General features: G+C 73.1%; 9 protein-coding genes. 6 read left to right on the top strand and 3 right to left on the bottom strand.

Annotated features, from left to right (window positions below; genetic code table 11):
- The first annotated feature begins 15 nt into the window (after positions 1 to 15).
- The 4 genes from eccE (at position 16) to rarD (ending at position 3,808) form a co-directional block, all read left to right on the top strand.
- Entirely contained in the window at positions 16 to 1,773 is a 1,758-nt protein-coding gene (eccE, locus tag C1I95_RS28445) for a type VII secretion protein EccE (protein WP_111218402.1), read from the top strand.
- A gap of 54 nt (positions 1,774 to 1,827) precedes the next feature.
- A complete protein-coding gene (locus C1I95_RS28440; protein WP_111218396.1) occupies positions 1,828 to 2,214 on the top strand; it encodes a phage holin family protein in 387 nt (128 codons plus the stop codon).
- A gap of 167 nt (positions 2,215 to 2,381) precedes the next feature.
- Positions 2,382 to 2,873 carry a GNAT family N-acetyltransferase gene (locus tag C1I95_RS28435; RefSeq protein ID WP_111218394.1) on the top strand — a complete coding sequence of 164 codons (492 nt, stop codon included), beginning with the start codon at positions 2,382 to 2,384 and terminating at the stop codon, positions 2,871 to 2,873.
- A gap of 2 nt (positions 2,874 to 2,875) precedes the next feature.
- Positions 2,876 to 3,808: an EamA family transporter RarD gene (gene rarD / locus C1I95_RS28430; RefSeq protein ID WP_111218392.1), complete on the top strand. Its 933-nt coding sequence runs from the start codon at positions 2,876 to 2,878 to the stop codon at positions 3,806 to 3,808.
- 40 nt (positions 3,809 to 3,848) lie between these two features.
- On the opposite strand, the gene C1I95_RS28425 is transcribed toward rarD, so the two are convergent.
- Positions 3,849 to 4,544, bottom strand: coding sequence for an anti-sigma factor family protein (locus C1I95_RS28425; RefSeq protein ID WP_111218390.1), 696 nt, complete (start codon positions 4,542 to 4,544; stop codon positions 3,849 to 3,851).
- Entirely contained in the window at positions 4,541 to 5,056 is a 516-nt protein-coding gene (locus tag C1I95_RS28420) for a sigma-70 family RNA polymerase sigma factor (protein ID WP_111218400.1), read from the bottom strand. The genes C1I95_RS28425 and C1I95_RS28420 overlap by 4 nt, the downstream gene beginning before the upstream one ends.
- 225 nt (positions 5,057 to 5,281) lie before the next feature.
- Here C1I95_RS28420 and C1I95_RS28415 point away from each other — a divergent pair, with 225 nt between their 5' ends.
- On the top strand, positions 5,282 to 7,408 hold the full coding sequence (locus C1I95_RS28415; RefSeq protein ID WP_111218388.1) for a PhoX family protein: 2,127 nt from the start codon (positions 5,282 to 5,284) through the stop codon (positions 7,406 to 7,408).
- 65 nt (positions 7,409 to 7,473) lie between these two features.
- Here the strand turns inward: C1I95_RS28415 and C1I95_RS28410 are convergent, their stop codons facing one another.
- Complete coding sequence (locus C1I95_RS28410) at positions 7,474 to 8,256, bottom strand: IclR family transcriptional regulator (protein WP_111218398.1); 783 nt, start codon at positions 8,254 to 8,256, stop codon at positions 7,474 to 7,476.
- A gap of 154 nt (positions 8,257 to 8,410) precedes the next feature.
- On the opposite strand from C1I95_RS28410, the gene C1I95_RS28405 reads away from it, so the two are divergent.
- Positions 8,411 to 9,554: MFS transporter (locus C1I95_RS28405; protein ID WP_111218386.1), on the top strand; the 1,144-nt coding region annotated here is incomplete at its 3' end.

Below are 9,554 nucleotides of genomic sequence, written 5' to 3'. Positions count from 1 at the left end.
CCTCCCGCCCGCCGGATCCGGCGCGATGCAGCACAGTGGAGACACGGCGGGCGGTGGCGGACGTACCGGCCCCGCGCCGGGCAGCTGGTCGTCGTACAGCTCGCGCTGGCGGCGCTCGTCGCAGCTGCGGGCCGGAACGCGCTGACGACGCTGGCCGCGGCCCTGCTGGCGGCAGCGCTGCTGACCGTGGCCGGGTGCCGGGTCCGACAGCGGTGGCTCTACGAGTGGCTGGGCACCGGCCTGGGCTACCTCGCCCGCCGGCGGGTGTTGGCGCCGGACGCCGGGCGAGCGACGCTGCTCGATCTGGTGGACCCGAATACCGTGGTACGCCCCATCGAGCTGGCCGGGTCGCCGGCCGCGGTGCTGGACGACCCGGCCGGTCTGGTGGCGCTGCTGGAGATCGGTGACCCGGCCGACCTGCTCGGCGACGGCGCGCACCCGCTGCCGGCTCTCCCGTCGCTGCTGCCGGCGGGCACCGGACCGGCTCCGCCGGTACGCGTCCAGCTCGTCCTGGCCGGCGGATCGGCGCCGGCGGTCGGTGCCGGCGGCGGCCCGGCAGCCACCTCGTACCGGCAGCTCACCGACGGACGGCTGGCCGGCTGGGAGCGGGCGGTGCTGGCCGTCCGGGTGTCGCGGATGGAGGGCTGGTCGGACGAGGCGCTGCGCCGCGCCCTCGCCGGCACCGTACGCCGGATCGTCCGGCGGCTGGGCCCGCTGACGGTCCGCCCCCTGGGCGAGCAACCGGCACTGCGGGTGCTCGCCGAGTTCGCCCATCACGACGGGCGACCGGTGCGGGAATCCTGGCAGGCGGTCCGGTCCGGCGGGCTGTTGCAGACGACCTTCCGGCTGCGGCGGTGGCCGACGGCGGAAGCCGTACGCCAACTGGTGCCCCGGCTGCTGACGTTGCCGGCGACCGCGACCACGGTAGCGCTGCACGCCGAGGCGGACCCGACGGCACCGGCCGGGCTGACCGTACGACTCAGCGCGGTGACCCCGGCGGAGCTGTCCGCCGCCGCCCAGGCGCTGCGCCGGCTGGTGGCGGCGGGCGGCGGGGCGGTCGAGCGGCTCGACGGCGCGCACCTGGCCGGCCTCGCCGGCACCCTGCCGCTGGCCCGGCCCGGGGCCACCCCGGTCGCCGGTGGCGGCGACGAGTTGGAGCTGCGGTACGGCTCGGCGGGGTTGATGGTGGGTGCCAACCGGCACGGCGACGCCGTCACCGTCCGGCTGTTCCGACCGCAGAGCACCCGGGTGATGCTGGTCGGCGGGGTGCGCGCCGCCCAACTGGTCACCATGCGCGCGATGGCGCTCGGCGCCCGCGTGGTCGTCCAGACGGCGCGGCCGCACGCCTGGGAGCCGTTCGTCCGTGGCGTCGGCATGCCGGGCGGGACGATCCCGCTGGTGCCGCCGGGCCGGGCGGTGGACGGCGAACCCGCGACACCGCTGGCCCCGGTGCTCGTGGTGCTGGACGCGCCGACACCGCCCACGGGACCGCGCCCGGGCGCCGCCTGGCAGGCCACGCTGCTGGTACGCGACGAGCTGACCCCGGCCGACGCGGACGCGCTGGGCCGGGCCGACCTGGCGGTGTTGCAGCCGTTGAACCGGGCGGAGGCGGCGGTCGCGGGTGCCGCGCTGGGGCTCGGCGACTCCGCAGAGTGGCTGACCCGGATCCGGCCAGACATGGTGGCCGTGGTGAATCGGCGCGCCCTGCGCTGGGCGCTGCTCGCCGGCACTCCGATCGAGGCGCAGCTGATCGGTCGTCCGACCCGGGGCTGACGTGGATGATCTCGCGGGTTTCGCCCGCGCGCCGGCCATGGCACCATGCCCGCCATGGGTTTTCTGAAAGGTCTACTGATCCGGGTCGGCGCCACGGCGGTGGCCTTCTGGCTGGCCACGTTGGTCATCCCCGGCATCTCTCTCGACGCGGACTCGGTCACCGACACGGTGCTGACGCTGATCCTCGTCGCGATCATCTTCGGCGTGGTCAACGCGGTGCTCCAGCCGATCATCAAGACCGTCGGCTGCGGTTTCTACCTGCTCACCCTCGGCCTGATCGCGCTCGTGGTGAACGGCCTGCTCTTCCTGCTCACCGGCTGGATCGCCGACCAGGTCGGGCTGCCCTTCGACGTGGACGGCTTCTGGCCGGCCGCGGTGCTGGGCGCGCTCTTCGTCGGGGTGGTCACCTGGATCCTCGGCGCCATCCTCGACCGCGACTGACCGGCTGACACCTCACCACCGGAACCGATCCGTCCAGATCCTGGACAGTCACCGCCTCGCCGAACGGTAACTGTCCAGGATCTGCGGACCGGTGGACCGGCGAGAGACGGCCATATCGCGGGAATTGGCTGCTGAGCCGGGCAGCTGGGCGGACTAGCGTCTCAGGGGTGTTCACTCTGACCCGCGACGACGGCTACCGGATCAGCACCGACCCTGACCTGATCGATCTCGACCTGGTGCACGGTTGGCTCTCCACCGACGCGTACTGGGCGCTGGGGCGGGACCGCGAGACGGTGTTGCGGGCTTTCGCCGGCTCCATCGGGTTCGGCGTCTACCGTCCGGCGGACGGCCGGCAGGTCGCCGTCGCCCGGGTGGTCACCGACCGGACCACCTTCGCCTGGCTGTGCGACGTCTACGTCGATCGGGCCGAGCGGGGTCGCGGGCTGGGCACCTGGCTGGCCGGCACGGTCCGCGACCACATCGCCACGCTGGGCGTACGCCGGATCGTGCTGGCCACCGACGACGCGCACGAGGTGTACGCGAAGGTCGGCTTCGCGCCGGTACGGGCCGACCGGTGGATGGAATTCGACCGCCGCGACCTGGCCGTGAGCCCGCTCACCAGCAAGGATCAGCAGGCCGATCCGCCCCTTACGGTGTAGGCGTGACGCCGCTCCGCCTCGGATACCTCTACGGACTCGCCGCGTACCTGCTGTGGGGGTTCTTTCCGCTCTACTTCAAGCTGCTACGGCCGACCGGGCCGCTGGAGATCCTGGCCCACCGCGTGGTCTGGTCGGTCGCGTTCGTCGCCCTGCTGCTCGCCGCGATGCGCAACATCGGTTTCCTGAGGGCCCTGCTGCGTCAGCCACGGGCGCTGGTGGGGATCGGTGTCGCCGCCACCCTGATCGCCGTCAACTGGTTCACCTACATCTACGGCGTCAACTCCGACCGGGTGGTGGAGACCGCCCTCGGGTACTTCATCAACCCACTGGTGGTGGTGCTGCTCGGGGTGCTGGTGCTGCGTGAGCGGCTGCGCCCGGCGCAGTGGGCCGCGCTCGGTGTCGGGGGGCTGGCGGTGGCCGTGCTCACCGTCGACTACGGCCGGCTGCCGTACCTCGCGTTGATCCTGGCGTTCACCTTCGGCGGGTACAGCCTGGTGAAGAAGCGGCTCGGCCTGCCCGCCGCCGAGGGCCTGTTCGTCGAGTCGGCCGTGCTGTCGCTGCCCGCGCTGGTCTTCCTGGGCTGGCTCGCGGCCACCGGCGACGCCACCTTCGGGCACGTCTCCGCCAAGCACACCGTGCTGCTGGTGCTCGCCGGCGCGTTGACCGCCATCCCGCTGCTGCTCTTCGCCGGGGCCGCCAACCGGCTCCCGCTGACCGCCCTGGGCATGCTCCAGTACGTGGCGCCGATCCTCCAACTCGGCTGCGGGGTGCTGATCTTCCACGAGCCGATGCCCCCCGCCCGCCTGGCCGGCTTCGCCCTGGTCTGGCTCGCCCTGATCGTCTTCACCGTCGACGCCCTCCGCCACGCCCGGCGCAGCCGCCGCCCGCGTCCGGCCGGCCCGCCGGCCCCGACCCCGGTCCGCACCGCCCGCTGACGCCGAGCCTGGCGGTCACCGCCCCGGTGACCGCCGGCGGTCAGCGAACGTCGTAGGCGAGCACCGGCGTGCCGTCGGCGCGGATGAGTTCCAGGCGGACCAGTTCGGCGTTGGTGAACCGGGTCGCGCCGGTGATCCGCAGGTCGTCGCCGGGCGCGGCCCGCCACGAGCCGATCTGCTCCTGCGCGCCGTCCGGCCCGTACGCCACCAGCCGGAAGGCGTACGCCTTGCCGTAGCCGGCCCGCTCGTCGTACCCGCAGTGCATGGTCACCTCGGTGCCCCAGTCGGTGCCGCTCAACCCGATCTCGGCGTGCACCGGCACCGACCCCGCCACCGGCTCCATCTCGACCATCCGCACCTGGGCCGACGGCGGCGTGACCGGCTGTTCGCCGGGCAGCATCGTCGCCACGCCGAAACCGGCGACCAGGGCTAACGCGGCGGCCGCCAGGCCGGTGACCGCGTACCGCAGCCGGTTGGCCTGCCGCTCGCGGCGTCGGCGCTCCCGCGCGGCGGTGAGCAGCTCGGGCACCCGGGGGTTCTCCGGCGGCGGGAGGAACTGCTCCAGGCTGGCCGGGTCGATCCGGCCGAGCAGGCCGGGCAGGACGGCGATCTCGGAGACCGACTGCTGGCAGGCGGGACAGTCGACGAGGTGCCGCTCGTAGGCCGCGCGGTCGGCGGGGGACAGGGCGCCCAGCACGTACGCTCCGTCGTCGTACGCGAAGTCGCAGCGGCTCATCCCGTCACCCCCATCTCGGCCAGCACCAACCGTAGTGAGCGCAGCGCGTAGTGGGTACGTGACTTCACCGTGCCCGGCGGCACCCCCAGCCGAGAGGCCGCCTCGGAGACCGACCGTCCCTGGTAGAAGCACTCGACCAGCACGTCACGGTGTGACGGGCTGAGCCGGTTGAGCGCCTCCGCCACGGTCCACGCCTCGACGGCGCGTTCCGTCTCGTCGACCACCTCCGGCGGCTCGGGCAGTTCGTCGGTGTAGACCTCGCCGACCCGGGTGGACCGCCGCCGCCAGGCGTCGATGGCCAGGTTGCGCGCGGTGGTGAAGAGCCAGGCGCGCACCGAGCCGCGACGCGGGTCGAGCGACTCCGGGTGGCGCCAGGCCCGCAGCAGCGTCTCCTGCACCAGGTCTTCGGCCCGTTGCCGGTCGCCGTTGACCAGCCGCAGGGCGTGCGCGTACAGCGCCTCGCCGTGCTCGTCATGCAGGGCGCGCAGCAGGTGGGCGTCGTGGTCGCTGATGGTCCTCTCCTCGCTCTCGGCACGAGCGGGCGCGGCGTTACTACGGGAGATACGTGCGGTCACGCCGATCGGTTCAGTCCCAGGTCAAACCTGGGATTCCCAGCGCGGAGTTCACCGCTGGTTCACATCGACGCCGACCTCCGCTCACCACACCCTCCTAGCGTCCGGCGAGTACGCGTCGGTGAGCTGCACCGGCGTGCACCGACCCTCAGGAGGCTCCTCCCCATGAGCGACCGTCCCCGGCTGCTCCCGCTGCTGAGCACCCCTCGCCATGGCAGCCGCGACGCCATGACCTGCCTGTACCGCTGCGGCAACGCCTGCGACCACCCGGTTCCCAACACCTCCGACAACGAGTACTTCGGCGACATGGTGAACGCCGAGGTCTCCCGCCGCGGCCTGGTCCGGGCCGGGGCGGTCGGCGCACTGGTGCTCGGCTTCGGCGGCGCGGCCGGCGCGGTGGCCGGCACCGGCGCGGCCGCCGCGGCGCCGGGCTCCGCCCCGGTGGTGCCCGAGGCCACCGCGTTCAGCGCCGGTGGCCGTGGCGTCGGCAACGGCGCGCTGACCTTCAAGCCCATCCCGCCGAACACCCTGGACACCTTCGTGGTGCCCAACGGTTACGACCACGCCGTGGTGATCCGCTGGGGCGACCCGGTGCTGCCGGGCGCGCCGGCGTTCAACCTGCACCGGCAGACCGCCGCCGCGCAGGCCAAGCAGTTCGGCTACAACAACGACTACGTCGGTGTGCTGCCGCTGGACAAGGGCGGCAAGCGGGCGCTGCTCGTGGTCAACCACGAGTACACCAACGAGGACCTGATGTTCCCCGGCTTCACCAGCCAGGACGCGCTCACCGTCGAGCAGGTGAAGGTGGCGATGGCCGCGCACGGCATGTCCGTGGTGGAGATCGAGCGGGTGGCCGGCACCGGTCAGTGGCGGGCCGTCGCCTCGGGCCGTCGCCCGTACAACCGCCGGGTCGACGCGCTGAGCAGCAACTTCGAGCTGACCGGCCCGGTCGCCGGCACCGACTTCGTGAAGACCGCGGCCGACCCGAAGGGTCGCACGGTCGTCGGCACGCTGAACAACTGCGCCGGTGGCGTGACCCCCTGGGGCACCGTGCTCTCCGGCGAGGAGAACTTCAACCAGTACTTCGTCGGCGGCGACGCCGCGCCGGAGGCGGACAAGCCCCGGCTGGCCCGCTACGGCATCAGCACCACCGCCCGCTACCCGAGCGGCAGCCGCAAGTGGGACCGGGCCGCCGACCGCTTCGACCTCGCCAAGCACCCGAACGAGGCCAATCGGCACGGCTGGATCGTCGAGATCGACCCGTACGACCCGGAGAGCCGGCCGCGCAAGCACACCGCGATGGGCCGGTTCAAGCACGAGGGCGCGAACGTCATCGTCGCCAAGAGTGGGCACGTGGTCGCGTACATGGGCGACGACGAGCGCTTCGACTACCTCTACAAGTTCGTCTCGGACAAGAAGTTCATGAAGGGCAACTCCTGGGTCGCCCGCAAGCACAACCTGACGCTGCTGGAGTCCGGCACGCTCTACGTCGCCAAGCTCGACCAGACCAGCGCCGACGAGATCGACGGCTCCGGCAAGCTGCCCAGCGACGGCGCCTTCAACGGCAAGGGCCGCTGGATCAAGCTGGTCAGCGGCAACCGCTCCTACGTGGACGGCATGACCGCCGCCGAGGTGCTCACCTTCACCCGGTTCGCCGGCGACAAGGTCGGCGCGACCAAGATGGACCGCCCGGAGGACGTCGAGCCGAGCCTGCACACCGGCAAGGTGTACGTGGCGCTGACCAACAACACCAACCGGGGTGTCGGCAGCAACCCCAAGGCGGACGAGGCGAACCCGCGTAACGCCAACCGGCACGGGCAGATCCTGGAGCTGGTCGAGGACCGAGGGGACAACACCTCCGACGCGTTCACCTGGTCGCTGCCGATCGTCTGCGGCGACCCGGCGGACCCGGCCACCTACTTCTCCGGGTACGACAAGACCAAGGTCTCGCCGATCTCCTGCCCGGACAACGTGGCCTTCGACGCCACCGGCAACCTGTGGATCTCCACCGACGGCAACGCGCTGGGCAGCAACGACGGCCTCTTCGCCACGGCGACCGAGGGGCCGGAGCGGGGCCACCTGAAGCAGTTCCTGACCGTGCCGTTCGGCGCGGAAACCTGCGGCCCGTTCATCACCGGCGACAACCGTTCGCTCTTCGTCGCCGTGCAGCACCCGGGCGAGATCACCGGTGCCACGGTCGAGAACCCGGCCTCCACCTGGCCCGACGGCGACTACGCCAAGCCGGGCGTGGTGGTGACCTGGCGGTTGGACGGCGGACCGGTCGGTAGCTGACCCCGCCCCGGCACCCGCGCCGGCCGCCCCGCGACGGCCCTCTCCCCACCAGGGAGGGGGCCGTCTCAGCTTTCCGCGGCGAGACCGTCGGCGATCGCGCGGGCGGCGGCGAGCAGTTTCGTCCGGACCACCCGGGCGGAGGTCATCATCTCGCTGGCCGGCAACGCACAGGCCAGCACCGTCCGCCGCTCCATGTCCTTGTCCGGGCTGACCAGGACTGCGGCGCAGGCCACCCCCTGCCGGAACTGGCCCATCTCCAGCTGCATCCCGCGCCGATCCCCGGCCGCCAGGTCGACCTCGAAGGCTTCCGGGGTGGTCAGGGTGGCACTGGTGAACGGGCGCATGCCGTACTCCCGCAGATAGCGGTGCCGCTGCTCGGCGCTGAGCGTGGCGAGCAGGGCCTTGCCGAGCGCGGTCGCGTGCGCCCCCTCGTCGAACCCGGGGACGAGGTCCTCCAGGTACGGCGACCGGTTCCCCTCCGCGACGGCGGTGACCGCCACCTGGCCGCCCACGAACCGGCCGAGGTAGTGGCTCCAGCCGGTCTCCAGCGCGGCCCGGCGCAGGCTCTCCCCGATCGCCGGTGAACCGCGGAATGCGGCGACCAGTTCCCGGTAGCGGTCGGCCACCTCCAGGCCCACGATGTACGTGCCGTCCTCCCGGCGGATCACGTAGCCCTCGTACGCGAGGGTGCGAACCAGGTGATATGTGGTGGCCACGGTCAGCTCGCAACGCCGGGCGATCTGTTTCACCGTCAGCCCGCGCGGGGCACGACCGACCGACTCGAGCACTCGAAGCGCGCGGGAGACACTCCGGATTAGGTCCGAAGGTTCCGCCAGGGGGTCACGCACAACCACCTCCGCCACCGGGGACTTACACCATATGAAATTGCGGCCCGCCGCGAAACGCCTGATCGGGTGGATGATCCTTGATCATCCCGTACCGGACGTGAAGTGGGCCGCACTTTCTGTCGCCGCAACGTGGCTGGCATAGGTTTGCCTGACCATGACCAACATCGCCCCCGCCCGCAGTCCGGAGGTCGTCACCCGGCCCGTCCGAGCCAGCGCCGTCGCCGTCGCCGTGACCATCGCCTGCGTCCTGCCGGTGTTCCTGGTCGGCGGTCTCGCCGTACAGATGCGGGAGGAGTTGGGCTTCTCCCCCGCCGGGCTGGGGCTCGTCGTGGCGGTCTACTTCGGGGTCGGTGCGCTGGCCTCGGTCCCCTCCGGAGCGCTGGTCGAGCGGTGGGGCGGTGCCGTGGTGGCCCGCGCCGGCATCCTGGTCTCCGCCGGCAGCCTGCTCGCGGTGGCGGTGCTGGCCCGGTCGTACCCGATGCTGGTCGGCCTGCTGGCCGTCGCCGGCACCGCGAACGCGCTCGGCCAACTGTCCAGCAACGTGCTGCTGGCCCGGCACGTGCCGGCGCGGCGACAGGGTCTGTCGTTCGGCGTCAAGCAGGCCGCCATCCCCGTCTCCACCCTGCTGGCCGGCGCGGCGGTGCCCACCCTGGCCCTCACCGTCGGCTGGCGCTGGGCGTTCGTGGCCGCCGCCGGCGCCGCGCTGGCCGCGCTGCCGGCGGTACCCGCGCAGGGCCCGCGCCCGGCCCGCCGGGCCGCCACGAGCGCCGGAAGCGCGAGCGTGGGGCTGGTCGTCGTCGGGGTGGCCGCGACGCTCGCCGCCGGCGCGGCCAACGCGCTCGGCACCTTCGTGGTGGATGCCTCCGCCGATCGGGGGCTCGGGCCGGCCCTCGCCGGGCTCACCCTGACCCTCGGCAGCGCGGTCTGCGTGGCCGCCCGGGTCGGCGTGGGCTGGCTGGCCGACCGCCGCTCCGGCGGGCACGTTGCGGTGATCGCCGGCCTGCTGGTGGCCGGCTCGGTGGGGCTGGGCCTGCTCGCGGTGGCCGGCCCCGGGGCGCTGGTGGTCGGCGTACTGCTCGGCTTCGGCCTGGGCTGGTCATGGCCGGGGCTGATGAACTTCGCGGTGGTCCGGCTACACCCCCAGGCGCCCGGCGCGGCCACCTCCATCACCCAGACCGGGGTGTACGCGGGCGGCTGCCTCGGCCCGCTCGCCCTCGGCCCCCTGGCCGCCGCAGCCGGCTACCCCGCCATGTGGCTGACCGCCGCCATCGCCATGCTCGCCGCCGCCGCCCTCATGC

It is taken from the genome of Micromonospora craterilacus, assembly GCF_003236315.1.
GTDB classification, from domain to species: domain Bacteria; phylum Actinomycetota; class Actinomycetes; order Mycobacteriales; family Micromonosporaceae; genus Micromonospora; species Micromonospora craterilacus.
The sequence above is the reverse complement of the archived record's forward strand: the minus strand, read 5'-3'. Positions and strand labels throughout refer to the sequence as shown.